The 26241-nt window shown below is 59.1% G+C and carries 21 protein-coding genes; 15 read left to right on the plus strand and 6 right to left on the minus strand.

What is annotated here, in order from left to right; genetic code table 11:
* Positions 1-163: 163 nt before the first annotated feature.
* Complete coding sequence (xthA, locus tag GIW69_RS15820) at positions 164-976, minus strand: exodeoxyribonuclease III (protein WP_236483639.1); 813 nt, start codon at positions 974-976, stop codon at positions 164-166.
* Between the two features lie 329 nt (positions 977-1305).
* On the opposite strand from xthA, the gene GIW69_RS15825 reads away from it, so the two are divergent.
* The 7 genes from GIW69_RS15825 (at position 1306) to GIW69_RS15855 (ending at position 12449) form a co-directional block, all read left to right on the plus strand.
* Positions 1306-1956 (plus strand): GNAT family N-acetyltransferase, encoded by a 651-nt coding sequence (locus GIW69_RS15825; RefSeq protein ID WP_236483641.1) that lies wholly within the window; start codon positions 1306-1308, stop codon positions 1954-1956.
* Positions 1957-2021: 65 nt separating this feature from the next.
* Positions 2022-3749, plus strand: a complete 1728-nt coding sequence (locus GIW69_RS15830; RefSeq protein ID WP_236483643.1) for an autotransporter assembly complex protein TamA — start codon at positions 2022-2024, stop codon at positions 3747-3749.
* Positions 3746-7420, plus strand: a complete 3675-nt coding sequence (locus GIW69_RS15835) for a translocation/assembly module TamB domain-containing protein (RefSeq protein WP_236483644.1) — start codon at positions 3746-3748, stop codon at positions 7418-7420. Before GIW69_RS15830 ends, GIW69_RS15835 begins: the two co-directional genes overlap by 4 nt.
* Before the next feature lie 259 nt (positions 7421-7679).
* Entirely contained in the window at positions 7680-8150 is a 471-nt protein-coding gene (locus tag GIW69_RS15840; protein ID WP_236483646.1) for a MarR family transcriptional regulator, read from the plus strand.
* Positions 8147-9616: an efflux transporter outer membrane subunit gene (locus tag GIW69_RS15845; RefSeq protein WP_236483648.1), complete on the plus strand. Its 1470-nt coding sequence runs from the start codon at positions 8147-8149 to the stop codon at positions 9614-9616. The genes GIW69_RS15840 and GIW69_RS15845 overlap by 4 nt, the downstream gene beginning before the upstream one ends.
* A 15-nt stretch (positions 9617-9631) precedes the next feature.
* Entirely contained in the window at positions 9632-10846 is a 1215-nt protein-coding gene (locus GIW69_RS15850) for an HlyD/EmrA/EmrK family protein (RefSeq protein WP_236483650.1), read from the plus strand.
* A 73-nt stretch (positions 10847-10919) separates the two neighbouring features.
* Positions 10920-12449 carry a DHA2 family efflux MFS transporter permease subunit gene (locus tag GIW69_RS15855; RefSeq protein ID WP_236483651.1) on the plus strand — a complete coding sequence of 510 codons (1530 nt, stop codon included), beginning with the start codon at positions 10920-10922 and terminating at the stop codon, positions 12447-12449.
* 48 nt (positions 12450-12497) lie between these two features.
* Here the strand turns inward: GIW69_RS15855 and lpxH are convergent, their stop codons facing one another.
* The gene (gene lpxH / locus GIW69_RS15860; protein WP_236483653.1) at positions 12498-13250 is read right to left on the minus strand and encodes a UDP-2,3-diacylglucosamine diphosphatase; all 753 of its coding nucleotides are present in this window, start codon (positions 13248-13250) and stop codon (positions 12498-12500) included.
* Complete coding sequence (locus GIW69_RS15865) at positions 13247-13753, minus strand: peptidylprolyl isomerase (protein ID WP_236483655.1); 507 nt, start codon at positions 13751-13753, stop codon at positions 13247-13249. The genes lpxH and GIW69_RS15865 overlap by 4 nt, the downstream gene beginning before the upstream one ends.
* 251 nt (positions 13754-14004) lie before the next feature.
* On the opposite strand from GIW69_RS15865, the gene GIW69_RS15870 reads away from it, so the two are divergent.
* Positions 14005-15702: a glutamine--tRNA ligase/YqeY domain fusion protein gene (locus GIW69_RS15870; protein ID WP_236483657.1), complete on the plus strand. Its 1698-nt coding sequence runs from the start codon at positions 14005-14007 to the stop codon at positions 15700-15702.
* An 18-nt stretch (positions 15703-15720) separates the two neighbouring features.
* Complete coding sequence (cysS, locus tag GIW69_RS15875; protein WP_236483659.1) at positions 15721-17103, plus strand: cysteine--tRNA ligase; 1383 nt, start codon at positions 15721-15723, stop codon at positions 17101-17103.
* 76 nt (positions 17104-17179) lie between these two features.
* On the opposite strand, the gene GIW69_RS15880 is transcribed toward cysS, so the two are convergent.
* Positions 17180-19015, minus strand: coding sequence for a sigma-54-dependent Fis family transcriptional regulator (locus GIW69_RS15880; RefSeq protein ID WP_236483661.1), 1836 nt, complete (start codon positions 19013-19015; stop codon positions 17180-17182).
* A gap of 340 nt (positions 19016-19355) precedes the next feature.
* Between GIW69_RS15880 and GIW69_RS15885 the strand changes: the two genes are divergently transcribed.
* From GIW69_RS15885 to GIW69_RS15910, 6 genes are read left to right on the plus strand one after another with little or no spacing between them, the layout of a single operon-like run.
* Entirely contained in the window at positions 19356-20450 is a 1095-nt protein-coding gene (locus GIW69_RS15885) for an ABC transporter ATP-binding protein (RefSeq protein WP_236483662.1), read from the plus strand.
* On the plus strand, positions 20450-21568 hold the full coding sequence (locus GIW69_RS15890) for an ABC transporter ATP-binding protein (protein WP_236483663.1): 1119 nt from the start codon (positions 20450-20452) through the stop codon (positions 21566-21568). Before GIW69_RS15885 ends, GIW69_RS15890 begins: the two co-directional genes overlap by 1 nt.
* Complete coding sequence (locus GIW69_RS15895; RefSeq protein WP_236483665.1) at positions 21565-22431, plus strand: carbohydrate ABC transporter permease; 867 nt, start codon at positions 21565-21567, stop codon at positions 22429-22431. The genes GIW69_RS15890 and GIW69_RS15895 overlap by 4 nt, the downstream gene beginning before the upstream one ends.
* 9 nt (positions 22432-22440) lie before the next feature.
* Positions 22441-23241 carry a carbohydrate ABC transporter permease gene (locus GIW69_RS15900; protein ID WP_127798748.1) on the plus strand — a complete coding sequence of 267 codons (801 nt, stop codon included), beginning with the start codon at positions 22441-22443 and terminating at the stop codon, positions 23239-23241.
* Between the two features lie 10 nt (positions 23242-23251).
* Positions 23252-23524: a DUF2160 domain-containing protein gene (locus GIW69_RS15905; protein ID WP_236483667.1), complete on the plus strand. Its 273-nt coding sequence runs from the start codon at positions 23252-23254 to the stop codon at positions 23522-23524.
* Positions 23525-23571: 47 nt separating this feature from the next.
* Positions 23572-25314 (plus strand): ABC transporter substrate-binding protein, encoded by a 1743-nt coding sequence (locus GIW69_RS15910; RefSeq protein ID WP_236483669.1) that lies wholly within the window; start codon positions 23572-23574, stop codon positions 25312-25314.
* Positions 25315-25471: 157 nt separating this feature from the next.
* Here the strand turns inward: GIW69_RS15910 and GIW69_RS15915 are convergent, their stop codons facing one another.
* Positions 25472-25786 (minus strand): helix-turn-helix domain-containing protein, encoded by a 315-nt coding sequence (locus tag GIW69_RS15915; protein WP_236483671.1) that lies wholly within the window; start codon positions 25784-25786, stop codon positions 25472-25474.
* The gene (locus tag GIW69_RS15920) at positions 25776-26126 is read right to left on the minus strand and encodes a toxin (RefSeq protein ID WP_236483754.1); all 351 of its coding nucleotides are present in this window, start codon (positions 26124-26126) and stop codon (positions 25776-25778) included. Before GIW69_RS15920 ends, GIW69_RS15915 begins: the two co-directional genes overlap by 11 nt.
* Positions 26127-26241: the final 115 nt, after the last annotated feature.

A 26241-nucleotide genomic window follows, 5' to 3' on the forward strand; every position in this document is an offset into this window, starting at 1 on the left:
CGCAGCCAAGGGGATTGCCGGGGAGATTAAGTCAGACGCATGACCGAAAGATGACAGCGACCGAACTGTAGGCATGAGCCTGCTCGCGATAGCGGTGTGCCAGAAACAGATGCGCAAATTGACACACCGGTATCGCGAGCAGGTTCACTCCTACAAGGTGAATTCAGCTCAGTTCAAGCCAGATCGGCGCATGATCCGAGGGTTTTTCCATGCCGCGCAGTTCGTAATCAACGCCCGCTGCCTTGACTCGTGGCAACAGACCGTGGGAGGCAAGAATCACGTCGATACGCAAACCACGCTTGGGGTTGTCCTCGAACCCACGGCTGCGGTAGTCGAACCAACTGAAGATGTCAGTCACGTCCGGATTCAGGTGGCGATAGCTGTCGGTCAGCCCCCAGTTTTTCAGGCGGGCCATCCACTCACGCTCTTCCGGCAGGAAACTGCATTTGCCGGTTTTCAGCCAGCGCTTCATGTTGTCCGGGCCGATGCCGATGTCGCAGTCTTCCGGGGAAATGTTCACATCGCCCATCACCACGATCGGTTGCTCGTTGTGGAACTGGCTTTCCAGCAACGTTTGCAGGTCGCTGTAGAAGCGCTGCTTGGCCGGGAATTTGGTCGGATGGTCACGGCTTTCGCCCTGTGGGAAGTAGCCGTTCATGATTGTCACCGGCACACCGTTGGCGTCGGCGTAAGTGCCCCAGATGAAACGACGCTGGGCGTCTTCTTCGTCGGTGGCGAAACCTTTGTGCAGGGCAATCGGTTCCTGACGGGAGAGCAGGGCGACACCGTAATGGCCCTTCTGGCCGTGGAAATAAACGTGATAGCCCAAGGCCCGAACTTCTTCGAGCGGGAATTGATCGTCGTGTACCTTGGTTTCCTGCAAGCCAATGACGTCCGGCTGATGTTTTTCGATCAGCGCTGCCAGCTGATGCGGACGGGCGCGCAGTCCGTTGATGTTGAAGGAAACGATCTTCATGGTCGGCAGTCCTGGCAAAAGGGCGATGCTAGCTGACATGTAGGATCGGGGCCAGTGTGGGGTGAGCCGATTCGCCTTGTCCTGTCAGATTTCGGGTGAGTCTTGTGTGCCCCATCGCTGGCAAGCCAGCTCCCACAATGATCGTGTCGTGCATCAGATCTGTGACCACTGCAAAAACTTGTGGGAGCTGGCTTGCCAGCGATGAGGCCCGCCCGGTCGATGAAGATTCGAGATTGGTCTATACCTGTCGGGGAACTGCGCCATCACTCAAAGGTTCGTACCAACAAGAGCGCAGCCATTTGAGCCGTGCCCCGGGGAGAATCACTGTCATGCCTGAAACCTCGACCGCCATCGCCGACATTCATATGCTCGATCGCGGCTATTCCCGCGAAGCCAGATCCTTGCTGTATCAGGCCTACCGCCACGAACCGACCTTCAGCTATCTGTTCGAGTCCGAGCGTCCCGGTTATGAACAGCGCGTTCGCGCGACTGTGCGGGAATTGGTCAAGCAACACTTTCTCCAGGATCTGCCGGCCATCGGCCTGTTGGTCAATGACCGTTTGATCGGCATCGCGCTGATCGCGCCGCCGCAACGGCGCCTGGGCATCACCGAGAGCTGGGCCTGGCGGCTGCGCATGGTGCTTAGCACCGGGTTTCGCTGCACCCGCCGCTACCTCGACTATCATGCGGCGGTGGCTGCCTGCGCACCCTCCGATGCGGTGCATGTTTTGCCGCTGCTGGGGGTTCACCCGCAATTTCAGGGCAAGCATTTCGGTGAGCAATTGTTGCAAGCGGTGCACAACTGGTGCGCGGTCGACGAAAACTCCCAAGGGGTGATGCTCGACACCGGCAACCCGCGTTATCTGGAGTTCTACAAGCGTCAGGGTTACGAAGAGGTCGGCGAGGTTGCCGTCGGGCCGGTGCGCGAGCATGTGTTTTTTCACGCCAACCCGCAGGTGTTACAAACAGCCATGGCATAGCGGTCGAACTTTCCCGGCAGGTCAGGCTCTATCACGCTCCCAAGCTCGTGTTAGCATCCGCGCCTATGAAGTTTCCAGGAAGATTTACCAGTGGCGCGCTCCTGCTGTTAACCAGCTGCGCGGCACTGGCGCAAAGTGAATTGGATGTGCGGATCAAACCGTCCAACGATGAACTCAAGGCCAATATAGAAGGCTATATCGGCAGTCTCGGCGATCGTGACGAAGAAGCCCTTGAGCGCTTCAGTCGCGGTGCCGAAGAGCAGGCGCGCAAGGCCGCGCAGGCCTTGGGTTATTACCAGCCGCAGATCGAAACCGAAGTGAAAGGCGGCAAGGATCCGCGTCTGGTGCTGAAGATCGACCCTGGCGAGCCGATCCGCTTGCGCAACGTGACCATCCGCGTCGACGGCCCGGCGGCCTCGCAGAAAACCTTTCGTGTCCCTAAAGCTGACGTGCTCAAATCCGGCGCGGTGCTTAATCACGGTCGTTATGAAGACGCCAAACGACTGATCCAGAATCAGGCTTCACGCTACGGCTATTTCAGTGGGCATTTCACCAGCCAGAAGTTGTTGCTCGACCCACGTGCCGGTATCGCCGACGTCGAGTTGGTTTACGAAAGTGGCCCGCGCTACGCGTTAGGCAAAGTCAATTTCGAGGGCGACACACCGTTTGACGAAGACCTGCTGCAACGCATGGTGCCGTTCAAGACCGGCGAGCCGTATGACTCGGAACTGATCGCCGAACTCAACCAGGCTTTGCAATCGAGCGGATACTTCGAAGGCGTGCGTGTGGACGCCGCGCCGACTGCGGCAAAAGAACAGACCATTCCGGTCGCGGTCAAACTCGAGACCCGCAAGCCGCGCACCATGGGCCTGGGCTTGGGTTACTCCACCGACGTCGGCCCGCGCGTCAAGGCCAACTGGACCCGCCACTGGGTCAATCCGCAAGGCCACAGTTATGGCTGGGAAGCCGAATTGTCGGCGCCTCGGCAGAACGTCGGGCTGTTTTACGACATCCCGCTCGATCCGCCGCTGACCGACAAACTGCGTTGGGCCGGCGGTTATCAATTCGAAGACATCGATGGCTCCGACACGTCGAGCAAACTGCTGACCTTCGGCCCTGAGTGGCATAGCAAGTTGCCCAGCGGCTGGCAGCGGGTGATCTCGCTGAAATGGCAGCACGAAGAATACGAACTCGGCGATGACTCCGGCCTCAGCACCTTGTTGATGCCCGGTATCAGTTATTCCTACTTGAAAAGCGACAACCGTATCGACCCGCACAACGGCTATCGCCTGAGCTTCGAAAGCAAAGTGGCAAAGGAAGGGCTGGGTTCCGACACAAACCTTTTATATGGCACCGCGCTGGTCAAAGGCCTGACCACGGTGTTCGACAAACACCGTTTGCTCGGTCGCGTACAGGTTGGCGGCAGCGCCACCAACGGTTACAAGTCGGTGCCGCCGTCGCTGCGGTTTTTCGCCGGTGGCGATCAGAGCGTGCGTGGCTACGACTATCAGAGCCTGTCGCCGGAGAACTCCGATGGCGACCGCATCGGTGGCCGCTACATGGTCGCTGGCAGCGTCGAGTATCAATATTCAATCGCCGAAAAATGGCGGGTGGCGACGTTCGTCGACCAGGGCAACTCCTTCAACAACCTCGAACTGCCGAACCTCAAGACCGGGGTCGGTATCGGTGTGCGCTGGGTGTCTCCGGTGGGGCCGATCCGCCTCGACCTGGCCCATGCGCTCGACGACGACGGCGGCATCCGGCTGCACTTTTCCATGGGGCCTGAGCTGTGAAGCGTGGTTTGAAGATAACGGCTCTGGCGCTGTTGGCGCTGGTGCTGCTGATTGTTTTAAGCCTCGCGGCAGTGCTCGGCACTCAGGCAGGCAGCCGATGGGCGCTTGGACTTGTACCGGGTTTGACCGTGGAAAATTTCCAGGGCCGGCTCGGCGGACAATGGAGCGCCGATCATTTGTTGTGGCAGCAGGGCAGCAGCCAGGTCGAGCTGAACAAGCCGGTTTTCCAATGGTCACCGCTGTGCCTGACCCGCATGACGCTGTGCATCGACCAACTCAAGGCCGATCAGGTCATCCTGCAATTTCCGCCGAGTGACGAGGTGACCGAAAGCGGCCCGATCACACTGCCGGATCTGCAATTGCCTGTGGGCATCGAACTGGGTGACGTGCAGGTTGGCAGCCTGCTGTTCAATGGCAGCGAACAACTCAAGGGTCTGCAACTGGCGGCGTACTGGACCGCCAAGGGTATGCAGATCGACAGCATTAAATTGCAGCGTGATGACTTGAGCCTGAACCTCTCCGGGCTGCTGCAACCGACCGGCAACTGGCCGTTGAACATCGAAGGTCAACTGACCCTGCCAGCACCGGGAACCGACCCGTGGACGCTGGCGCTCAAAGTCGATGGCGACCTGTTGAAAACCCTCAACCTGCACGCCGACAGCCGTGGCTACCTCAACGGCCAGTTGAGCGGCGAACTGCAACCGCTGGTGGACAACCTGCCGGCCAAAGTGCGCATCACCTCGGATGCGTTCAAGCCGAGCGCCGATCTGCCGGACACCCTGCAACTCAATCAACTGCAACTGACGGCCGAAGGCGACCTGAAAAACGGTTACCAATTGCTTGGCAACGCTTCGCTGCCTGCTGAACAAGGCCCGGTCGCGTTGTTGCTGCAAGGCAAGGTCGACGCCAACGGCGCGCAAATCGCGGGTCTCGATCTGAATGCCAACGACAAGCAAAGCCTGAAACTCACCGGTAATGTCGACTGGAGCAAAGGCCTGACCGCGCAAGCCAATGTCCATTGGCAGGATTTTCCGTGGCACCGGCTCTATCCGATCATCGACGAACCGCAGGTTGCATTGCGCACCTTCAACGGCGAAGTTTCCTACACCGACGGTCAATACATCGGCAACTTCGCCGCCGCACTGGACGGTCCGGCGGGGGCGTTCAGCCTGAGCAGTCCGTTCAGCGGCAACCTCAAACAGATCTTTCTGCCGCAATTCAAATTGGAGGCCGGGCAGGGCAAGGCCGAAGGTCATGTGAACGTGCAGTTTGCCGACGGCATTGCCTGGGACACCGCGTTGCAATTGTCGGCGCTCAACCCTGCGTACTGGATGGCGGAACTGCCGGGTACGCTGGCCGGGCCATTGAGCAGTAAAGGCGAACTGAAGAACGAGCGCCTCAGTCTCAACGTCGACCTCGATCTGAAAGGAAAACTGCGCGGGCAACCGGCGGTGTTGCAAGCCAAGGCCGATGGCGTCGGGGAACAATGGAACCTCAATGCCCTGCAAATCCGCCTCGGCGACAACAGCATCAGTGGCAAGGGCAGCTTGCAGCAGAAGCTCGCCGGCCAGATCGACATCAAAATGCCGCGTCTGGCTCAGCTCTGGCCGCAACTGCGCGGCCAGCTCAACGGCCGGGTCGATGTCGCTGGCACGTTGAAGGCGCCGCAAGGCAAGCTCGGCCTGCAAGGTTCGCAACTGGCGTTCCAGGACAATCGCCTGCAAAGCCTGAACCTCGACGCCACCCTCGACAGCGCGCAACGGGCAAAAATCGATCTCAAGGGCAGCAATATTCAAGCGGGCGACACTGCGCTGGGCAGTTTGACCGTCAGTGGCCAGGGTGACATCAAGCGTCAGAAACTCAGCCTCGACCTGCTCGGGCCGAAACTGAAACTGGCGTTGGGCCTGGACGGCAATCTGGACAAGGGCAACTGGCGCGGGCGCCTGGCCAGCGGCACGATTTCTGCGGGTGGCCAGGACTGGAAACTGCAAAGTCCGGCGAAGCTTGAACGTCTCGCCGACGGCAAGATCAACTTCGGCGCCCATTGCTGGCTGTCCGGCGGCGCAAGCTTGTGTGGCGAAGATCAACGACTGATGCCGGAGCCGAAGCTGCGTTATCACCTCAAACAGTTCCCCATCGAAAGCCTCGCGCAATGGCTGCCCAAGGATTTCGCCTGGCGGGGACGGCTTAACGCCGATCTGCAACTGGATATGCCGGCCAGCGGCCCCAACGGCCAGGTCAGTATCGACGCCAGTGGCGGCACTTTGCGTATACGCGACAAAGATAAGTGGCTGGACTTCCCGTATCAGACCCTGCGCCTGAACAGCAAACTCACGCCCAAACGCATCGACACCGACCTCAATTTTGTCGGCGGCAAACTCGGCGAGCTGATGGTGCAGACGCAGATCAATCCGTTGCCGGCAAGCAAACCGGTCAGTGGTTCGTTCCGCCTCAGCGGTCTGGACCTGTCCGTGGCGCGGCCGTTTGTGCCGATGGTCGAAACACTCACCGGGCGCCTGAACGGCAGCGGCACGATTTCCGGTGGGCTGCTGGCGCCATTGGTTAACGGCACGGTGCAACTCAGCGACGGTGAAGTGTCCGGGCCGGAGCTGCCGATGGAGTTGCAAAACCTGCAACTGCAAGCGGTGATTGCCGGTGAAGCGGTGCAACTGAACGGCGGCTGGACAAGCGGCCCGAATGGCAAGGGCAGCCTGAGCGGCAATGTGGCCTGGGGGCAGGCGCTGGTGGTGGATCTGGCGCTAAAGGGCTCGCAGTTGCCGGTCAGCGTCGAGCCTTATGCCAAGCTTGAAATGGCGCCGGATCTGAAAATCTCCATGGCGGGTGATGAGCTGGCAGTGGCCGGTAAAGTGCTGGTGCCCAAAGGCGAAATCACCGTCCGTGAACTGCCGCCGTCAACGGTAAAAGTCTCCGATGACACAATCATCGTCGGTCAGCAGACCGAAGAGGGCAAACCACCGATCGCGATGAAAATGGACATCGATGTGATTGTCGGCCAGGACAAATTGAGCTTCGCCGGGTTCGGCCTGACCGCCAACGTGCAAGGCCAGGTGCACATCGGCGACAACATGGACACCCGTGGCGAGTTGTGGCTCAACGACGGCCGCTATCGTGCTTACGGCCAGCGTTTGACGGTGCGTCGGGCGCGACTGTTGTTTGCCGGGCCGCTGGATCAGCCGTATCTCGACATCGAAGCGATTCGCCAGACCGACGACGTGATCGCCGGTATTCGCCTTAGCGGCAGCGCCGAGCAACCGACCACGCAGATCTTCTCCGAGCCGGCGATGAGCCAGGAGCAGGCGTTGTCCTATCTGGTGCTCGGCCGACCGCTGAGCACCAACGGCGAGGACAACAACATGCTCGCCCAAGCGGCGTTGGGCCTGGGGTTGATGGGAAGTTCCGGGGTGACCAGCGGTTTGGCCAAAGACTTGGGCATTCAAGACTTCCAGCTCGACACGGAAGGCAGCGGCGACGCCACCAGCGTGGTAGCCAGCGGTAACATTTCCGAAAAACTCAGCCTGCGCTATGGCGTTGGCGTGTTCGAACCGGCCAGCACTATTGCCTTGCGCTACAAGCTGAGCAAAAAGGTCTACGTCGAAGTGGCCAGCGGTTTGGCCAGTTCGCTGGACATCTTCTACAAGCGGGATTTCTAACCTCCGCCCACCGTGATCGTTCCCATGCTCCGCGTGGGAACGCCTCTGGGGACGCTCCGCGTTCCAGCTCTCGAATCGCAACGCAGAGCGTCCCGGGCTGCACTCCCGCGCAGAGCGTGGGAACGATCAGATCAAAAGATCGCAGGCCATTTGTCAGTCAATTACCAAGCATCCTAACTATTTTGTTTGACATTCGCTGCCTAGGCAGTAACATCTCGTCACACATTCACTGCCTAGGCAGTTATTAGGTGAGTAAACGATGCATTTCACTCCAGACGAATTCAAAAACTGCCACCTCGGCCTGCTTTTGGGGCGTGCCGCGTTATTGAAAGACCGGATCATCGACACCCACATGGAACCCCACGGCATCACCGCCGCGCAGTTCAAAGTGTTGATCATCATGGCCCAGTTCGGCGTCGATACCCCGGCCGAACTATGCCGGCACCTGTCACTCGACAGCGGCTCGATGACCCGCATGCTCGACCGTCTGGAACAGAAAGGCTTCCTCGCTCGCCAACGCAGCGAAGGCGATCGCCGTCAGGTGCAACTGACCCTGACCGAACAAGGCCAGCAATTGACCGACCGCCTCCCGCAGATCGGCGCCGACGCAATGAATGAACTGGCCGGCGCGATCACACCGGACGAGTTGAAAACCCTGGAACACATCCTCAAGAAAATTTTACTGGCAGCCGGTGACTCGATCACGTTGCTGCGGGTCGGTGACAAATGAGCAGTAAAACCTTGCGCAGCAGCCTGACGCTGTTGCTGTCGGCGATGATCCTCGCCGGTTGTGCCAGTTACAAAGGCCTCGACACAGAAGGCGTCAGCCTCGATGCGAAAACCCTCAAGGCCGGGCAGTCCCTCAATGGCGTCACTCTGTCGCCCGCCGCCTGGCCGAAAAGCGATTGGTGGACGAGCCTCGGCGATCCGCAACTTGACGGTTTGATCCGCGAGGCCCTGCGCGACAGCCCGGACATGCAAATCGCCGAAGCCCGCGCCCATCAGGCCAGCGCCGCCGCTTATGCCGCCGACGCTGCACGTTTCCCGACCCTCGATGCCAGCGCCGGCGTCAGCCGTTCGCGACTGGCCCGGGATCAGGATCCGCTGGGGCAGGGCGGTGCTTATTCGACCGTGCGCAACCTCAGCGCCACGTTCAATTACAACTTCGACCTGTGGGGCGGTCAGCGTGACGCCTGGGAAGCAGCCCTCGGTCAGGCCCGCGCAGCGGAAGTCGACCAGCAGGCCGCGCAATTGACCCTCGCCGCTGATGTGGCCCGGGCCTACAGCGATCTCGGCCAGGCGCACATCGTTTACGACCTTGCCAGCGAAGACCTCAAGCGCACCCGGCAGATGCTCGATCTGAGCCAGCGTCGCCTGAGTTCCGGGATCGACAGTCAGTACCAGTTTCAGCAGACCGAAAGCCTCGAAGCCAGCTCTCAAGCCAGCCTGATCGACGCTGAAAAGCGCCTGCAAAGCGCGAAAATATCCCTCGCCGTGTTGCTTGGCAAAGGCCCGGATCGCGGCAATGAAATCGCCCGTCCGAAAGTGCTGCAATCCAGCGCGGTGGCGTTGCCGTCGGTATTGCCAGCCGAATTGCTCGGTCGTCGCCCGGATCTGGTCGCGGCACGCTGGCGTGTCGAGGCCGCGAGCAAAGACATCTCGTCGGCCAAGACCCAGTTCTATCCGAACCTGAACCTTAGCGCTGCCGCCGGTGCCGAGTCGTTGTTGGGTGACGCGATGTTTGGCTCGGCCAGTCGTTTCTTCAATATCGCGCCGACGATTTCGGTGCCGGTTTTCGATGGCGGACGCCTGCGCGCCAACCTTGATTCCCGCGACGCCGACTACGACCTGGCGGTGGCGCAGTACAACAAAAGCCTGGTGAAAGCCTTGGGCGATGTCAGCGACACAATCAATCAGTTGCGCGATATCGGTCGGCAGATCGGTGCGCAGCAGCACGCCACCGACATTGCTCAGGACTCTTACAACACCGTCGTCCAGCGTTACGGTTCCGGCATCGGCAACTACCTGGACGTGCTCAGCATCGAGCAGCAATTGCTCCAGGCCCAGCGCCAGTTGGCCAACCTGAATGCCGAGCAGATCGACCTGTCGATCCAACTGATGCAAGCGCTGGGTGGCGGTTTCCAGGGTGAAACCCTGACCGCAACCAACGCCACTTCAGCCACGCCGCACAATTAATTCAAGGTATTTGTCATGGCCACTGCCGAAAACACTCAACCTCAAGGCAATCCTCAGGAAAACGCGCAAGACGGCGGCAATCCACGCAAGCGCAAAGTGATGCTGCTGGTGCTGGCCGTCGTGGTCGTCCTCGCCGGTGCCGGCGTCTGGGCCTATCACGAGTTCGTCGGACGCTGGAACGAGAGCACCGACGATGCCTACGTCAACGGCAACGTCGTGGAAATCACGCCGCTGGTGACCGGCACCGTGGTCAGCATCGGCGCCGATGATGGCGACCTTGTGCATGAAGGCCAGGTGCTGATCAACTTCGACCCGAACGACGCCGAAGTCGGTCTGCAAAGTGCCCAAGCGACCCTGGCCCGCACGGTGCGTCAGGTGCGCGGCTTGTACAGCAACGTCGATGGCATGAAAGCCCAGGTCAACGCCCAGCAGGCCGAAGTGCAGAAAGCCCAGGACAACTACAACCGCCGCAAGAACCTGGCGTCCGGTGGCGCGATTTCCCTGGAAGAACTGTCCCACGCCCGCGATGACCTGACCTCGGCGCAAAACGCTCTGACCAACGCCAAGCAGCAACTGAAAACCACCAGCGCGCTGGTCGATGACACTGTGGTGTCGTCACACCCGGACGTCATGGCCGCTGCCGCGCAATTGCGTCAGGCCTACCTGACCAACGCCCGCAGCACCCTGATCGCGCCGGTCACCGGTTACGTCGCCAAGCGCTCCGTGCAACTGGGTCAGCGCGTGCAACCGGGCACCGCGCTGATGGCGGTGATTCCGCTGGATCAACTGTGGATCGACGCCAACTTCAAGGAAACCCAGCTGCGTGACATGCGCATTGGCCAGCCGGTGGACATCGAAGCCGACCTCTACGGCAGCGACGTGAAATACAGCGGCACCGTCGACAGCCTCGGCGCCGGCACCGGCAGCGCGTTTGCCTTGTTACCCGCGCAGAACGCCACCGGTAACTGGATCAAGATCGTGCAGCGTGTGCCGGTGCGGATTCACATCAACGCCGAGGAACTGGCCAGACATCCATTGCGTGTGGGCCTGTCGACCAACGTCGAGGTCAATCTTCACGACCAGAGCGGTCCGGTGCTGGCGCAACAGTCGCCACAAAAAGCCTCGTTCAGCACCAACATCTACGACCGTCAGTTGGCCGAAGCCGACGCGATGATTGCTCAGTTGATCCACGACAACAGCGCTGCGGCCAGTAAAACCGCGCAACGCTGACACCCACCCTGTAGGAGCGAGCAGGCTCACTCCTACAGGACTGCGGTGTCCATTAGATTCCATAGGATTCACCATGAGCAATAACGCTTCTTTCACGCCGCCCAGCCTGTTGCTCAGCACCATCGGCCTGTCGCTGGCGACCTTCATGCAAGTGCTCGACACCACCATCGCCAACGTGGCGTTGCCGACTATTTCCGGCAACCTCGGCGTGAGTTCGGAGCAGGGCACTTGGGTGATTACCTCGTTTGCCGTGAGCAACGCCATTGCGCTGCCGCTGACCGGTTGGCTCAGCCGCCGCTTCGGCGAAGTGAAGCTGTTTCTCTGGGCAACGATCCTGTTTGTAGTGGCCTCGTTCCTCTGCGGGATCTCGACGTCGATGCCAGAACTGATCGGCTTCCGCGTGCTGCAAGGTCTGGTGGCCGGGCCGCTGTATCCAATGACGCAAACCCTGTTGATTGCCGTCTATCCGCCGGCCAAACGGGGCATGGCCTTGGCGTTACTGGCGATGGTCACGGTGGTCGCGCCGATTGCCGGGCCGATTCTCGGCGGCTGGATCACCGACAGTTACAGTTGGCCGTGGATTTTCTTCATCAACGTGCCCATCGGGATTTTCGCGGTGATGGTGGTGCGCTCGCAATTGGCCAAGCGTCCGGTGGTCACCAGCCGTCAGCCGATGGATTACGTCGGGCTGATCACCTTGATTATTGGCGTTGGTGCGTTGCAGGTGATCCTCGACAAGGGCAACGACCTGGACTGGTTTGAGTCGAACTTCATCATCATCGGCGCGGCGATCTCGGTGATCGCGCTGGCGGCGTTCATCATTTGGGAAATGACCGACAAGCATCCGGTGGTCAACCTGCGATTGTTCGCCCATCGCAACTTCCGCATCGGCACGATGGTGCTGGTGTTGGGTTACGCCGGATTCTTCGGGATCAACCTGATCCTGCCGCAATGGCTGCAAACCCAGATGGGTTACACCGCGACCTGGGCGGGGCTGGCTGTTGCACCCATCGGCATTCTGCCGGTGCTGCTGTCGCCGTTTGTCGGCAAGTACGCGCACAAGTTCGACCTGCGTCTGCTGGCCGGTCTGGCGTTCCTCGCGATTGGCCTGAGCTGCTTCATGCGGGCCGGCTTCACCAGTGAGGTGGACTTCCAGCACATCGCGCTGGTGCAGTTGTTCATGGGCATCGGCGTGGCGCTGTTCTTCATGCCGACGCTGAGCATCCTGATGTCGGATTTGCCACCCAGCCAGATCGCCGACGGCGCGGGTCTGGCGACTTTTCTGCGGACACTGGGCGGCAGCTTTGCGGCGTCGCTGACCACATGGATCTGGATTCGCCGGGCGGATCAACATCATGCGTACATGAGCGAGAGCATCAGCAGCTATGAACCGGCAACCCGGGAAGCGCTGAACAATCTGGGCGGCGCGAGCGATTCGGCGTATGCGCAACTGGATCATGTGCTGACGAGTCAGGCATACATGCTGTCCACCGTGGATTACTTCACGCTGTTGGGCTGGGGGTTCATGGGGTTGATTCTGATTGTGTGGCTGGCGAAACCGCCGTTTGCGGCGAAGGCGGGGCCAGCGGCGAGCGGTCATTAGACGCTCATTCCCACGCTCCGCGTGGGAATGCCTCCAGCGTGGGAACGATCAAACGCTGGGGGCGGGGAGCTGTGGCGGCGGGGCAAAATCAAACGGCGCCAAGGCAAACCCGTTTTCATCCACCTGCAACGCCCAGCCCTGACGATCCCAATCCCCCAAGACAATCCGCTTGGCCGACAGATCGCCAATCTGCAATTTGTGAATGGCCGGGCGGTGGGTGTGGCCGTGAATCAGGGTTTTCACGCCGTATGCCTGCATGATCTGCGGAATCTCTTCGGCCGTGACGTCAACGATGTCATTGGCTTTCATCCGGGTTTGCGCACGGCTTTCGCTGCGCAGTTTGCGCGCCAGTTTATGGCGGGTGCTCAAGGGCAGGTTGCGCAGGATGAACAGGGTGATCGGGTTACGCAGATAACGGCGCAATTTCATGTACCCGATGTCTCGGGTGCAAAGGCTGTCGCCGTGCATCAGCAGCACCGGCTCGCCGTAAAACTCCACGACACTCGGATCTTTCAGCAGTGTGCAGCCGGCCTGTTTGCAAAAGGCCTGGCCAAGCAGAAAGTCGCGATTGCCGTGCATCAGGAATATGGCCGTGCCGCTGTCGCTCAGAACGCGCAGGGCCTGGCAGATGGAACGCTGGAAGGGCGTCATGGCATCGTCGCCGATCCATGCCTCGAAGAAGTCGCCGAGGATGTACAGAGCACTCGCCGAACGCGCGCGTCCAGCAAGTAAATCCAGAAACGCCCGGGTGATGTCCGGGCGCTCCTCTTCCAGATGCAAGTCTGAAATCAGCAATATCACGCTTCGATGATCTCGGCTTTCTCGATGATCACGTCGTCTGCGGGTACGTCCTGGTGGCCGGCCTTGGAAGTGGTCGACACGCCTTTGATCTTGTCGACAACGTCGGTACCGACGGTCACTTTACCGAATACCGCGTAGCCCCAGCCTTGCACGTTCTTGCCGCTGTGGTTGAGGAAGGTGTTGTCGGCGACGTTGATGAAGAACTGTGCCGAAGCCGAATGCGGCTCCATGGTGCGGGCCATGGCAACGGTGTATTTGTCGTTGGAGAGACCGTTGTCCGCTTCGTTCTGGATGCTTGGACGCTTGTCTTTCTTTTCTTTCATGCCAGGCTCGAAACCGCCGCCCTGGATCATGAAGTTGCCGATGACGCGGTGGAATACGGTGTTGGTGTAGTGACCGGCGTTGACGTACTCGATGAAGTTGGCAACGGTGATCGGCGCCTTTTCAGCGTTCAGTTCGATGACGATGTCGCCATGGTTGGTGGTCAGTTTGACTTGAGTCATGGTCAGTACTCTTCATAGGGAATTCGTGGTTTTCGGACATCTGGCCCGAAAACCGGTTCAGCCTGCTTCGGCCAAGGTGCGCAGTTTAGCGTGACAGGCGCGAATTTCGAGGCGGTTTTTCATTTCCCGGCGATTAAATGCATGCCTTTATCGGGGCTGCTCTGTCAGGCCCTTGACAGCATCAGCTATGATAGCGGCTTTGTTTTGTCTGGCCCCTCTTTGCGGCCGCGCACCTGTACGTCAAGGATCCTATGAGCAAGCCCACTGTCGACCCTACCTCGAATGCCAAGTCCGGCCCTGCCGTGCCGGTCAACTTCCTGCGGCCGATCATCCAGGCAGACCTGGACTCGGGCAAGCACACCCAGATCGTGACTCGCTTCCCGCCGGAGCCCAACGGCTACCTGCACATCGGCCACGCCAAGTCGATCTGCGTCAACTTCGGCCTGGCCCAGGAGTTCGGTGGCGTCACGCACCTGCGTTTCGACGACACCAACCCGGCCAAGGAAGATCAGGAATACATCGACGCCATCGAAAGCGACGTCAAATGGCTGGGTTTCGAATGGTCTGGCGAAGTGCGCTACGCCTCGCAGTATTTCGACCAGTTGCACGACTGGGCCGTCGAGCTGATCAAGGCCGGCAAGGCCTACGTCGACGACCTGACCCCGGAACAAGCCAAGGAATACCGTGGCAGCCTGACCGAGCCGGGCAAGAACAGCCCGTTCCGCGACCGTTCGGTTGAAGAGAACCTCGACTGGTTCGCCCGCATGCGCGCCGGTGAATTCCCGGACGGCGCCCGTGTGCTGCGGGCGAAGATCGACATGGCTTCGCCGAACATGAACCTGCGCGACCCGATCATGTATCGCATCCGCCACGCTCATCACCACCAGACCGGCGACAAGTGGTGCATCTACCCGAACTACGACTTCACCCACGGTCAGTCGGACGCCATCGAAGGCATCACCCATTCGATCTGCACCCTTGAGTTCGAAAGCCATCGCCCGCTGTACGAGTGGTTCCTGGAGAACCTGCCGGTGCCGGCGAACCCGCGTCAGTACGAGTTCAGCCGTCTGAACCTGAACTACACCATCACCAGCAAGCGCAAGCTCAAGCAACTGGTTGACGAAAAGCACGTCAATGGCTGGGACGACCCGCGCATGTCCACGCTGTCGGGCTTCCGTCGCCGTGGCTACACGCCGAAATCGATCCGCAACTTCTGCGAAATGGTCGGTACCAACCGTTCCGACGGCGTCGTTGACTTCGGCATGCTCGAATTCAGCATCCGTGACGACCTCGACCACACTGCGCCGCGCGCCATGTGTGTATTGCGTCCTCTGAAAGTGGTGATCACCAACTACCCGGAAGGCCAGGTCGAGAACCTCGAACTGCCACGCCACCCGAAAGAAGACATGGGCGTGCGCGCGCTGCCGTTCGCCCGGGAGATCTACATCGACCGTGACGACTTCATGGAGGAGCCGCCAAAAGGCTACAAGCGCCTGGAACCGGCCGGTGAAGTGCGTCTGCGCGGCAGCTACGTGATCCGTGCCGACGAAGCGATCAAGGACGCCGACGGCAATATCGTCGAGCTGCGTTGTTCCTACGACCCTGACACCCTGGGCAAGAACCCTGAAGGCCGTAAGGTCAAAGGCGTGATCCACTGGGTGCCGGCCGCCGCCAGCGTCGAGTGCGAGGTGCGTCTGTACGATCGCCTGTTCCGCTCGCCTAACCCGGAGAAGGCGGAAGACAGCGCCAGTTTCCTCGACAACATCAACCCTGACTCACTGCAAGTGCTGACCGGTTGTCGCGCCGAGCCATCGCTCGGCAATGCACAGCCGGAAGACCGTTTCCAGTTCGAGCGCGAAGGCTACTTCGTCGCGGATCTGAAGGACTCGAAACCCGGTCAGCCGGTATTCAACCGTACCGTGACCCTGCGTGATTCGTGGGGCCAGTGAGTGAGTCAAGGAACTAACGTGCTAACGATCTACAACACGCTCAGCAAGAGCAAAGAAGTCTTCAAGCCGCTGGATGGCAACAAGGTGCGCATGTACGTCTGCGGAATGACCGTGTACGACTACTGCCACCTCGGCCACGGCCGCAGCATGGTCGCGTTCGACCTGGTGACCCGCTGGTTGCGGTTCAGCGGTTACGACCTGACCTACGTGCGCAACATCACCGACATTGACGACAAGATCATCAATCGGGCCAACGAGAACGGTGAATCGTTCGAAGCCTTGACCGAGCGCATGATCGCGGCGATGCACGAAGACGAAGCGCGCCTGAACATCAAGAAACCGGACATGGAACCGCGTGCCACCGATCACATTCCGGGCATGCACGCGATGATCCAGACCCTGATCGACAAGGGTTACGCCTACGCCCCGGGCAACGGCGACGTGTACTACCGCGTCGGCAAGTTCATGGGCTACGGCAAACTGTCGCGCAAGAAAATCGAAGACTTGCGCATTGGCGCACGCATCGAAGTCGACGAATCCAAGCAGGATCCGCTCGACTTCGTGCTGTGGAAAGCCGCCAAACCGGGCGAGCCGAGCTGGGCATCGCCCTGGGGCGACGGTCGTCCGGGCTGGCATATCGAATGCTCGGTGATGTCCACCTGCTGCCTGGGTGAGACCTTCGACATTCATGGCGGCGGCAGCGATCTCGAGTTCCCGCACCATGAAAACGAAATCGCCCAGAGCGAAGCGGCAACCGGCAAGACTTACGCCAACGCGTGGATGCATTGCGGCATGATTCGCATCAATGGCGAGAAGATGTCCAAGTCCTTGAACAACTTCTTTACCATCCGCGACGTGCTCGACAAGTACCACCCGGAAGTCGTGCGTTACCTGCTGGTGTCGAGCCACTACCGCAGCGCGATCAACTATTCGGAAGACAACCTCAAGGACGCCAAAGGCGCGCTTGAGCGTTTCTACCATGCGTTGAAAGGCCTGCCGACTGTGGCTCCTGCTGGCGGCGAAGCGTTTGTCGAGCGGTTCACCGCAGTGATGAACGACGACTTCGGTACGCCGGAAGCTTGCGCGGTGTTGTTCGAGATGGTGCGCGAGATCAACCGTTTGCGTGAGAGCGATCTCGATGCGGCGGCGGGTCTGGCGGCACGTCTGAAAGAACTGGCGAGCGTGTTGGGTGTGTTGCAGCTCGAAGCCGACGACTTTCTGCAAGCGGGCGCCGAAGGGCGTGTCGATGCGGCTGAAGTTGACGCGCTGATTGCGGCGCGTCTGGCGGCTCGCGCCGGCAAGGACTGGGCCGAATCCGACCGCATCCGCGACCAGCTCGCCGCCATGGGCGTCGTGCTGGAAGATGGGAAGGGCGGGACGACCTGGCGCCTGGCTGACTGAGGCCAAAAGCCAAAAGCCCCTCACCCCAGCCCTCTCCCAGAGGGAGAGGGCTGGGGTGAGGGGCAAAGGGGGGTACTCAACCGCCCATCTGCCGCAACCGCTTGTAAAGCGTATTGCGGCTCACCCCCAACCGCCGCGCCAGGTGCGAAATGTTGCCCCCGGCCGCCTTCAATTCGCGGTTCAACGCCTCGATATCATTCAAGTCCAGTGCCAACGGTGCTGCCGTCTCCACCGGCTCCATTTCCAGATCCACAAAAAAATCATCCGGCAAATGCTCCGGCCGCACTGGCTGCTCTTCTGCCATGGCCAGCGCCACCTGCATTACGCTACTCACCTGACGCAAATTCCCCGGCCACGGGTGACGGCTGAACAACTCCAGCACCTCGCGACTCAGGCCCGCCCATTGCGAAGGCTCGCGATGCTGTTCCCACAGACGTTTAAACAGCGCCTCTTTATCCGTCCGTTCACGCAGCGGCGGCAGCTCCAGGGTCAGGCCGCCAATGCGGTAGTACAAATCCTCGCGAAACCGTCCCAACTGCACCTGCTCGCGCAACGAGCGATTGGTCGCTGAAATAATCCTTAAATCCACCGCAAACAATTCGCTGCTGCCCACCGGTTGCACGCACCGTTCCTGTAGGACGCGCAGCAACCGCGCTTGAGTGGGCAGCGGCATGTCGCCGATTTCATCAAGGAACAGCGTGCCTTTGTCGGCCTTGCGGATCAGACCGATACTGCCTTTCTGATTGGCACCGGTGAATGCGCCTTTCTCGTAGCCAAACAGCTCAGATTCGACCAGTTCAGCGGGGATCGCCGCACAGTTAACCGCAATGAACGCCTGTTTGCTCCGTGAGCTGGCCTGATGCAGGGCTTTGACGAAGACCTCTTTGCCAACCCCGGTTTCGCCGTGGATCAGCAGTGGAATGTCTTTCTCCAGTAGTCGCTCGGCCTGACGTACGGCTTTTTCTACGCGGCTATCGCCGAAGTGCAGGGTATTGAGGCTGATGATTCTACTGTCGGTTTGTTTCGTTTCAGTAAACACCCGAGGCTGAATCGTCACGTGCTTCGGTTGCTTCAGCAGGCACTGAAAACGATTGCGGCCCGAAGCCTGCAAGGCAAACGGCAAGCCCTCCGGTTGGTTGAGCAATTCCAGCAGCGACACCTTGAACAGGCTTTCAATGCTGACCCGTGACAAGCGCACGCCGAGCAAATTGTCGGCACGACGATTGGCTGACAGCACTTGGCCGCTCTCATCAAAAATCAACAACCCGGCCCATTGGCTGTCGAGGTTGTTCAGCCCGGTGTTGAAGGTCAGTTGAAAATGCTGGCCGTGGAACAGGTTGAGGATCAGTCGGTTTTCCACGGTCTGACTCATCATCTTCACCATGCCCAGGGTGTGGGACGGCGGCAGATAGCTGTCGCTGGACACATCGAGCACGGCGATGACCTTGCGTTCGGCATCGAAGATCGGCGCGGCGGAACCGGTCATGAAGCGGTTGGCCTTGAGAAAGTGTTCATCGTGCTCGATGTGTACCGCTTGCTCGCAGGCCAGGGCCGTACCGATGGCGTTGGTGCCGCTGGAACGCTCCATCCAGCTCGCCCCGGGCTGGAAACCCCGGGCAAGGGCGGGTTCGATAAAGCGCTGCGTGCCCCACGATGTCAGTACTTGGCCCTGATTGTCGGCGAGCATGATCAGGCAGTTGGAATTGCTGAGGATGTTCTCGTAATACGGCAGCACTTCCTGGTGAGTGGTCTGCACCAGTGAATGATGGCTGTCGAGCAACTGCGTGATGCCCGCCGCCGGCAACTGATCAAACGCCGGAGCGCTCTGATGATCAAGACCGAACGCTCGGCAACGTGACCAGGAATTCTGGACGATGGTTTCGTGGGAAAGCGGCAGGGCAGGTGCGGACATGGCAGTGAGCCTCTCACACAACGTTCTTATTATTCTTATGCGACCCCACCTGTAGGAGCTGCCGCAGGCTGCGATCCTTTGATGTTGCGCTTAAAAACAACGTCAAAAGATCGCAGCCTGCGGCAGCTCCTACACGGGGAGTCGTGTTCACAGGTTCGTAGAGTGTTGTTCACTATTGTTCATTGTCAATCGGTTGAACTGTTCAAATGTGTTCAGCTTTGAAAGTCGTTTCTCGGTGTTTTCAGCGATTTTCGCGACAAATCAACAGCTTGTGTTTTCTGGCACGAATGTCGCTCTAGTGCTCCGGTCGCTTGACTCCAACAATAAAAAAGGCCGAGCCATGTCACTCACCCTGGAGCATGTCAGCCGCACCGTCGAGGGCCAGACCTGGATCGACGATGCGTGCCTGAAGTTCGAAGCTGGATCGTTCAACGTTTTGCTCGGCCGCACGCTGTCCGGCAAAACCAGCCTCATGCGCCTGATGGCCGGTCTGGACAAGCCCGACACCGGCCGCATTCTGATGAATGGCGTCGATGTCACCCAGCGCCCGGTGCGTTTGCGCAACGTGTCGATGGTGTATCAGCAGTTCATCAACTACCCGACCATGACGGTGTTCGAGAACATCGCCTCGCCGCTGCGTCAGGCCGGCGTGTCCAAAGACATCATCCACAGCAAGGTGCAGGAAACCGCGCGGATGCTGCGCATCGAGAAATTCTTGCAGCGCTATCCGCTGGAATTGTCCGGCGGCCAACAGCAGCGCACGGCGATGGCACGAGCGCTGGTCAAGGACGCCGAGCTGATCCTGTTCGACGAGCCGCTGGTCAACCTCGACTACAAACTGCGCGAAGAACTGCGTCAGGAAATGCGCGAACTGTTCAAGGCGCGCCACACCATCGCCATCTATGCCACCACGGAACCCAACGAAGCCCTGGCGCTGGGCGGCACCACGACGATTCTTCACGAAGGCCGGGTGATTCAAAGCGGCACGTCGACCTCGGTCTATCACCAGCCACAGACCGTATTGGCTGCGGAATTGTTTTCCGAGCCGCCGATCAATCTGATGCCCGGGCGAATTGCCGGCAACGAAGTCAGCTTCGCCAATTTCGTTCACTTCCCGTTGAACGTGGACCTGCGCCCGGTAGGCGAAGGCGAATTCCGTTTCGGTGTGCGTCCCAGCCATATTTCCCTGGTGCCAAGCAATGACGACGACCTTGAGCTGGCGGTGACGGTCGAGGTGGCCGAGATCAGCGGTTCGGAAACCTTCCTGCATGTGCGCAACGAGCATTTCCTGCTGGTGTTGCACTTGCCCGGTGTCCACGAATACGACGTCGATGCGCCGATTCGCATCTACATCCCCACCCATAAACTGTTTGTGTTCGATGCGCAGGGCCGCTTGGTGCAAGCGCCCGGCCAGCGTGTCGCGAGGGTTGCCTGATGGCTGAAATTCGCTTGCAGCACCTCGCCCACAGTTACACCAGCACGCCGAGCGGCCCGGAGGATTACGCGATCCGCGAAATGGATCACATCTGGGAGCAGGGCGGTGCCTTTGCGTTGCTCGGCCCGTCCGGTTGCGGCAAATCCACTTTGCTCAACATCATTTCCGGCTTGCTCAGCCCGTCCCAGGGCAAGGTGCTGTTCGACGGCAAAGAGGTCAACGAGCTGACACCAGAGAAGCGCAACATCGCTCAGGTTTTTCAGTTTCCGGTGGTGTACGACACCATGACCGTGTTCGATAACCTGGCGTTTCCCCTGCGAAATCAGGGCATGGCCGAAGCGAAAGTGCACAGCAAGGTGCAGGAAATCGCCGAGGTACTCGACCTGCAAAACCTGCTGGGCAAAAAAGCCCGCAACCTCACTGCCGACGAAAAACAGAAAGTCTCCATGGGCCGAGGCCTGGTGCGCGATGACGTCTCGGCGATTCTGTTTGATGAGCCGCTGACGGTGATCGATCCGCACTTAAAGTGGAAACTGCGGCGCAAGCTCAAGCAGATCCACGAGCAGTTCAACATCACCATGGTTTACGTCACCCACGATCAACTCGAAGCCTCGACCTTCGCCGACAAGATTGCGGTGATGTACGGCGGCCAGATCGTCCAGTTCGGCACGCCACGGGAATTGTTCGAGCGGCCGAGCCACACTTTTGTCGGCTATTTCATCGGTAGTCCGGGGATGAACCTGATCGACGTGCAGCCGCAGCCGGGTGGCGTCGGTTTCGCTTCAACGCACATCCCGTTGTCCGACGGCCTGCAGCGCCATATCGAACACGGCCAGTGGAAAAATCTTAAGGTCGGCATCCGTCCGGAGTTCATTCATGTGTGGGACGAGCCGTTCGACGACGCGATGCAGGCTCGGGTCGTACACGTCGAAGACCTCGGCACCTACAAGATCATGACCCTCGACCTTGATGGCGCGCCGCTGAAAGTGCGCCTGGCCGAGGACAAACCGGTGCCGCAGGGAACGGCCTACATCAGTTTTCCGTCGCAATGGCTGATGGTCTATGCCGACGAGTTTCTGCTCGATACATCCACCGACAATGAACAGGTGCAGCCATGAACAAGGTGCAGAACAACAAAGCCTGGTGGCTGGTGTTGCCGGTATTTTTGCTGGTGGCGTTCAGTGCGGTGATCCCGATGATGACCGTGGTCAATTACTCGGTGCAGGACATATTCGACCAGTCCAGCCGCTATTTCGTCGGTGCCGACTGGTACAGACAGGTGTTGCTTGATCCGCGTCTGCACGATTCGCTGCTGCGTCAGTTCATTTATTCGGCCTGTGTGCTGCTGATCGAAATCCCGCTGGGTATCGGCATTGCCCTGACCATGCCGACCAAGGGGCGGTGGTCGTCGGTGGTGCTGATCGTGCTGGCGATTCCGCTGCTGATTCCGTGGAACGTGGTCGGCACGATCTGGCAGATTTTCGGCCGCGCCGACATCGGCCTGCTCGGTTCGAGCCTCAATGCGCTGGGCATCAACTACAACTATGCGGCCAATACCATGGACGCCTGGGTCACCGTGCTGATCATGGACGTCTGGCACTGGACTTCGTTGGTAGCGCTGCTGTGCTTCTCCGGGTTGCGCGCAATTCCGGACGTGTATTACCAGGCCGCGCGAATTGACCGGGCGTCAGCCTGGGCGGTGTTTCGTCACATCCAATTACCGAAGCTGAAAAGCGTGCTGCTGATCGCGGTGATGCTGCGCTTCATGGACAGTTTCATGATTTACACCGAACCGTTCGTGCTCACGGGCGGCGGGCCGGGCAATGCGACGACGTTCCTGAGTCAGACGTTGACGCAGATGGCTGTAGGGCAATTCGACCTGGGGCCAGCGGCCGCGTTTTCGCTGGTGTATTTCCTGATCATCCTGTTGGTGTCCTGGCTGTTCTATACCGCCATGACGCATTCCGACGCCAACCGCTGAGGCCCGGCCATGAGCAAAAGAAAGCTGATTCCGCTGCTGCTCTACATCCTGTTCCTGCTGGTGCCGATCTATTGGCTGCTGAACATGTCCTTCAAAAGCAACACCGAAATCCTCGGCGGCCTGACGCTTTTTCCACAGGATTTCACACTGGCGAACTACAAGGTGATCTTCACCGATCCGAGTTGGTACACCGGTTACATCAATTCGCTGTATTACGTGAGCCTGAACACGATCATTTCGTTGAGTGTTGCGTTGCCGGCGGCGTATGCGTTTTCGCGTTACCGTTTTCTCGGCGACAAACATTTGTTCTTCTGGCTGCTGACCAACCGCATGGCGCCACCGGCCGTGTTCCTGCTGCCGTTCTTTCAGCTGTATTCATCGATTGGTCTGTTTGATACGCATATCGCCGTGGCCTTGGCGCATTGCCTGTTCAACGTTCCGTTGGCGGTGTGGATTCTGGAAGGCTTCATGTCTGGCGTGCCGAAGGAAATCGACGAGACCGCCTACATCGACGGCTACAGTTTCCCCAAGTTCTTCGTGAAGATCTTCATCCCGTTGATCGGTTCCGGCATCGGTGTGACGGCTTTTTTCTGCTTCATGTTTTCCTGGGTCGAACTGTTGCTCGCCCGCACGTTGACCTCGGTGAACGCCAAACCGATCGCAGCGGTCATGACCCGTACGGTGTCGGCCTCCGGCATCGATTGGGGCGTGCTGGCGGCGGCGGGGGTGCTGACGATCCTGCCGGGCATGCTGGTGATCTGGTTTGTTCGCAACCACGTGGCCAAGGGTTTTGCCCTGGGCCGGGTATGAGGAACTGATGATGGAATGGATGAGTTGGACCGTCCCGACGGCCGTATTTTTCAGCGTTATAGCCTTGATCCTGGTGGGCATGACCACCTGGGAGCTGCGTTCGCCGAGCATTCTTCGGCGCGGTTTTCTGCCGATCGCCACCACTCGTGGCGATCGCTTGTTCATCGGTCTTCTCGGCAGCGCCTACCTGCATTTGCTGGTAATCGGCGCCACCGACTGGAGCATCTGGGTCGCGTCCGCGTTGTCCCTGGTGTGGCTGTTGGCTGTCATGCGTTGGGGCTAGTCGAATCACTCGGCAATCGTGCTCCGCAACCTAAACAGGAGGTCTCTATGTTCGACAAAAACAATAAGCTGCGACATAGCATTTCATTGGCAGCCGTGCTGGCACTCAGCGGTTTGAGCGCATCTGCCTGGGCCGATGCCTACGAAGATGCCGCGAAGAAGTGGATCGGCAGCGAATTCAAACCGTCCACCCTGACGGCTGAACAGCAACTTGAAGAATTGAAGTGGTTCATCAAGGCCGCCGAGCCGTTTCGCGGGATGAACATCAAGGTCGTCTCGGAAACCCTGACCACCCATGAATATGAATCCAAGGTGCTGGCCAAGGCGTTCAGCGAAATCACCGGGATCAAGTTGACCCACGACCTGCTGCAGGAAGGCGATGTCGTGGAAAAACTGCAAACCGTGATGCAGTCGGACAAGAGTATCTATGACGGCTGGGTCAACGACTCCGACCTGATCGGGACTCACTTTCGCTATGGCAAGACCGAGTCGATCACCGACCTGATGGCCAATGAAGGCAAGAATTTCACCTCGCCGACCCTCGACATCAAGGATTTCATCGGCATTTCGTTTACCACGGCACCCGACGGCAAGATCTATCAATTGCCTGACCAGCAGTTCGCCAACCTCTACTGGTTCCGCGCCGACTGGTTCGAGCGCGCCGATCTGAAAGCCAAGTTCAAGGAAAAATACGGCTACGAATTGGGCGTGCCGGTGAACTGGTCGGCCTATGAAGACATCGCCAAATTCTTCAGCGAAGACGTCAAGGAAATCGACGGCAAACGCGTTTACGGGCACATGGATTACGGCAAGAAGGACCCGTCGCTGGGCTGGCGCTTCACCGATGCCTGGTTCTCCATGGCCGGTGGTGGCGACAAAGGCATTCCCAACGGGCTGCCAGTGGACGAGTGGGGCATTCGTGTTGAAGACTGCCATCCGGTCGGCTCCAGCGTGACGCGTGGCGGCGACACCAACGGTCCGGCGGCAGTTTTTGCCACGCAGAAATACGTCGACTGGCTCAAGGCGTATGCGCCACCGGAAGCGGCGGGCATGACCTTCTCCGAATCCGGCCCGGTGCCATCCCAAGGCAACATCGCCCAGCAAATCTTCTGGTACACCGCGTTCACCGCCGACATGACCAAACCGGGCTTGCCGGTGGTGAATGCCGATGGCACGCCGAAATGGCGCATGGCACCTTCGCCGCGCGGCCCCTACTGGGAAGAGGGCATGAAGCTGGGTTATCAGGACGTGGGTTCCTGGACGTTCATGAAGTCCACGCCTGAGAAACAGAAACTGGCAGCGTGGCTTTACGCGCAGTTCGTGACCTCGAAAACCGTGTCGCTGAAGAAAACCATCGTCGGCCTGACGCCGATCCGCGAGTCGGACATCAACTCGCAAGCGATGACCGACCTGGCGCCAAAACTGGGTGGTCTGGTCGAGTTCTATCGCAGCCCGGCCCGTGTGCAATGGACGCCAACCGGCACCAACGTGCCGGACTATCCGCGTCTGGCTCAGCTGTGGTGGACGCACATCGCCGAAGCCGCCAGTGGCGAAAAAACTCCGCAACAAGCGCTCGATGGTCTGGCCAAGGATCAGGACGCCATCATGAGTCGTCTCGAACGTTCCAAGGCTCAAGCCACGTGCGCCCCGAAAATGAACCCGGAACGCGATGCGCAATACTGGTTCGATCAACCGGGCGCCCCGAAGCCGAAACTGGCCAACGAGAAGCCTAAAGGCGAAACCGTGAGTTACAACGAATTGCTCAAATCGTGGGAGGCGGCGCGTAAATAACGGCATTGTTTTTAATGGTTCAACGGCACCGTAAGGTGCCGTTTTTCATTGACTGATCCCAAGACATCCAAAACATCCCAAACAAGCGCATGCAACTGTAGGAGCTGTCGCAGGCTGCGATCTTTTGATCCTGAACAGCGGTTACCCGCCAACCGGCTCAGCTCAGAACCGCCAGTTGCTCGATCGTCTGTGGAAATCGCTCAACCAGACGAATCAGTGTCGTGGCCTGGGCGTTGGGTGTTGCCCGGCCCTGTTCCCAGTTTTCGAGGGTTCGCGTATTAGTGCGCAGATACATCGCGAACACCGAGCGGGAGAGGTTGAGTTGTTGGCGGATGGCTACTACTTCTTCGGCGGTGATCGGCATTAGCTTTGGTAACTGAACCTTATGGGTTCGCAGCGTAATTTTGCCTTGACGCTCGTCTGCCAGCGCTTCGAGGCCGTCCATTAATTCAGAAAATATGTCACGTTTCATCGTGGGATCTCGTGTTTATTTCTTTATTCAGGGTTTGTTTGAAAAGGTTTTTCTGAGCGGCTGACAGATATGTTTGCTCGTCTTTGCCATACACGGTGAATAGCCAGAACTGATTGAAGCCGGACCACCAGTAATAAATCACTCGTAAGCCGCTGCGTTTGCCCTTTCCCCGTCGTTGGTCGCAGAAACGTATTTTGCGCAATCCACCAGTTTCCTCGATGAGATTGCCCGATTCAGGGTTTTTCAGCAGTTCCAGTTGAAAGCTTCGAAACAGATCATCGTCCAGATAATCGTCCCGGTATTTTTGAAACATCGGTAATTCGATAAAAAGAGCATCCATGTTCTGTACGTTGCCTGCGTATAGTTTTATCCCGATATTCGAATCAGTCAAGGCATCGAGCGCATCCTTTTTGTTTCACTCTTCAAAGTAGAACCCATTGGCAGAAAAGCTGTAG

Source organism: Pseudomonas syringae, assembly GCF_021605415.1.
GTDB lineage: Bacteria > Pseudomonadota > Gammaproteobacteria > Pseudomonadales > Pseudomonadaceae > Aquipseudomonas > Aquipseudomonas syringae_S.

Bases quoted from the DNA above. Each gene is read 5' to 3' on its own strand.
- xthA (WP_236483639.1), bottom strand. From the start codon at position 976: ATGAAGATCGTTTCCTTCAACATCAACGGACTGCGCGCCCGTCCGCAT.
- GIW69_RS15825 (WP_236483641.1), top strand. From the start codon at position 1,306: ATGCCTGAAACCTCGACCGCCATCGCCGACATTCATATGCTCGATCGC.
- GIW69_RS15830 (WP_236483643.1), top strand. From the start codon at position 2,022: ATGAAGTTTCCAGGAAGATTTACCAGTGGCGCGCTCCTGCTGTTAACC.
- GIW69_RS15840 (WP_236483646.1), top strand. From the start codon at position 7,680: ATGCATTTCACTCCAGACGAATTCAAAAACTGCCACCTCGGCCTGCTT.
- GIW69_RS15845 (WP_236483648.1), top strand. From the start codon at position 8,147: ATGAGCAGTAAAACCTTGCGCAGCAGCCTGACGCTGTTGCTGTCGGCG.
- GIW69_RS15850 (WP_236483650.1), top strand. From the start codon at position 9,632: ATGGCCACTGCCGAAAACACTCAACCTCAAGGCAATCCTCAGGAAAAC.
- GIW69_RS15855 (WP_236483651.1), top strand. From the start codon at position 10,920: ATGAGCAATAACGCTTCTTTCACGCCGCCCAGCCTGTTGCTCAGCACC.
- GIW69_RS15865 (WP_236483655.1), bottom strand. From the start codon at position 13,753: ATGACTCAAGTCAAACTGACCACCAACCATGGCGACATCGTCATCGAA.
- GIW69_RS15870 (WP_236483657.1), top strand. From the start codon at position 14,005: ATGAGCAAGCCCACTGTCGACCCTACCTCGAATGCCAAGTCCGGCCCT.
- GIW69_RS15880 (WP_236483661.1), bottom strand. From the start codon at position 19,015: ATGTCCGCACCTGCCCTGCCGCTTTCCCACGAAACCATCGTCCAGAAT.
- GIW69_RS15885 (WP_236483662.1), top strand. From the start codon at position 19,356: ATGTCACTCACCCTGGAGCATGTCAGCCGCACCGTCGAGGGCCAGACC.
- GIW69_RS15890 (WP_236483663.1), top strand. From the start codon at position 20,450: ATGGCTGAAATTCGCTTGCAGCACCTCGCCCACAGTTACACCAGCACG.
- GIW69_RS15895 (WP_236483665.1), top strand. From the start codon at position 21,565: ATGAACAAGGTGCAGAACAACAAAGCCTGGTGGCTGGTGTTGCCGGTA.
- GIW69_RS15900 (WP_127798748.1), top strand. From the start codon at position 22,441: ATGAGCAAAAGAAAGCTGATTCCGCTGCTGCTCTACATCCTGTTCCTG.
- GIW69_RS15905 (WP_236483667.1), top strand. From the start codon at position 23,252: ATGGAATGGATGAGTTGGACCGTCCCGACGGCCGTATTTTTCAGCGTT.
- GIW69_RS15910 (WP_236483669.1), top strand. From the start codon at position 23,572: ATGTTCGACAAAAACAATAAGCTGCGACATAGCATTTCATTGGCAGCC.
- GIW69_RS15915 (WP_236483671.1), bottom strand. From the start codon at position 25,786: ATGAAACGTGACATATTTTCTGAATTAATGGACGGCCTCGAAGCGCTG.
- GIW69_RS15920 (WP_236483754.1), bottom strand. From the start codon at position 26,126: ATGGATGCTCTTTTTATCGAATTACCGATGTTTCAAAAATACCGGGAC.